The 1,517-nt window shown below is 69.0% G+C and carries 1 protein-coding gene and 1 pseudogene; one reads left to right on the top strand and one right to left on the bottom strand.

All coding sequences use genetic code 11. The annotated features are described in order from the left end of the window. Positions 1-564, top strand: a 564-nt coding sequence (arsH, locus tag QZ994_RS19855; protein ID WP_290877821.1) for an arsenical resistance protein ArsH, incomplete at its 5' end; no start/stop codon positions are given. A 27-nt stretch (positions 565-591) separates the two neighbouring features. Here arsH and QZ994_RS19850 read toward each other — a convergent pair. Further along, positions 592-1,517, bottom strand: a pseudogene (locus QZ994_RS19850) (hypothetical protein); the annotation flags it as partial.

The raw sequence follows: 1,517 nt of genomic DNA, 5'->3' as shown, positions 1-1,517 counted from the left end.
GAGGCCGCCCGCCTGCTGCGCGCCATGGGCTGCGAGACCCGCGTCTTCAACCCGACCGGACTGCCCTTGCCCGATGACGCACCCGACACCCACCCCAAGGTGCAGGAACTGCGGGAACTGGTGCGCTGGGCCGAGGGCATGGTGTGGACCTCGCCCGAGCGCCACGGCGCCATGACCGGCATCCTGAAATCGCAGATCGACTGGATCCCGTTGTCGATGGGCGCCGTGCGGCCCACGCAGGGCAAGACCCTGGCGGTGATGCAGGTCAGCGGCGGTTCTCAGTCCTTCAACGCCGTCAACCAGATGCGGGTGCTGGGCCGCTGGATGCGCATGCTGACCATCCCCAACCAGTCGTCGGTGCCCAAGGCCTTCCAGGAGTTCGACGCCAACGGCCGCATGAAGCCATCGCCCTTCTACGACCGGGTGGTCGACGTGATGGAAGAGCTCGTGCGCTTCACCCTGCTCACACGGGCGATCACGCCGGTGCTGGTCGACCGCTACAGCGAGCGCAAGGAGAGCGCCGAGGCGCTGATGCAGCGCGTGAACCTGAGCAAGGCCACCTGATCACGGGTCAACGGAGCCGCCCAAGCCTCACCAGCTCGCCGCGTACGAGCGAGGGTTGAAGCCCGACTTGCCCGTGATCGGGCTGGTGTCGACGAATTCGAAACTGGCCATGGTCAGGGTCTTGAGCTGGTCCAGCGTGGTGTCGCGCCAGGCCGCACTGGGCTCGCCCTGCACGTACAGCGCACTGCCGTTGTCGACCACGTACAGGCCATAGCGCTGCATGGCCAGGGCGATGGCCTTGGCCTCGGCGTCCCAGCCGCTGGGGATGGCGAAGCTGGCCTTCAGCCGCAGCAGCGACCCGTAGGGAATGGGCCCGCCCCCGCTGGAGCCGGCCGCATGGCTCGCAGGCCACACGTAGGCGCGATCGGCCAGCACGGCATCCGGGAAGGTCACGCGCAAGGCGTGGCGGATTTCGGTCTGGGCCTCGGCGGCCTTGACCAGCAGGGGTGTGATCGGCATGCCGGCCGCGTCGGAGGAGGTCCAGGTGTCGGGGCGCATGGCCAGGCTGTGAAGGTCCCAGGCTGCTGCACCCGAGGCCTGCCAGCCACCGCTCACCGCATAGGCATTGGCCGACTCCCAGAGGCGGCAGCGGCCCGTCTCGACCACCAGCACATGGCGGTCGCCGCAGCCGCTGTTGGCCGGGCAGGCCCCACCTTCGAATTTCGTGGACGCCGCCGAGGGATAAGGGAAGCGCGCGGCGCTGCCCTGGTTGGCGCACCCCTGCAAGATCTCGTGCCCACTGCCGCTGGCCGCGGCGCAGTCGCTTTCCTCGCCATAGTCGGTGAAGGTGACCTGAGGCCAGGCAGTGGTGGCCGACGTCCCGTCGACCACGTTGTAGGGGATGCCGTAGTAGGCCCCGCCCGCCTGGTCTTCGCTGCGGCCCCAGTCGGGGTGGAAGGCCTTGGCCGTGCCCACGGCATTGACCCAGGTGCTGTCGACGGTACCGGCGGGGA

It is taken from the genome of Aquabacterium sp. (assembly GCF_021768455.1).
GTDB lineage: Bacteria > Pseudomonadota > Gammaproteobacteria > Burkholderiales > Burkholderiaceae_C > Aquabacterium.
Note: the sequence above shows the minus strand (reverse complement) of the source record. Positions and strands in the feature narration are given on the sequence as shown.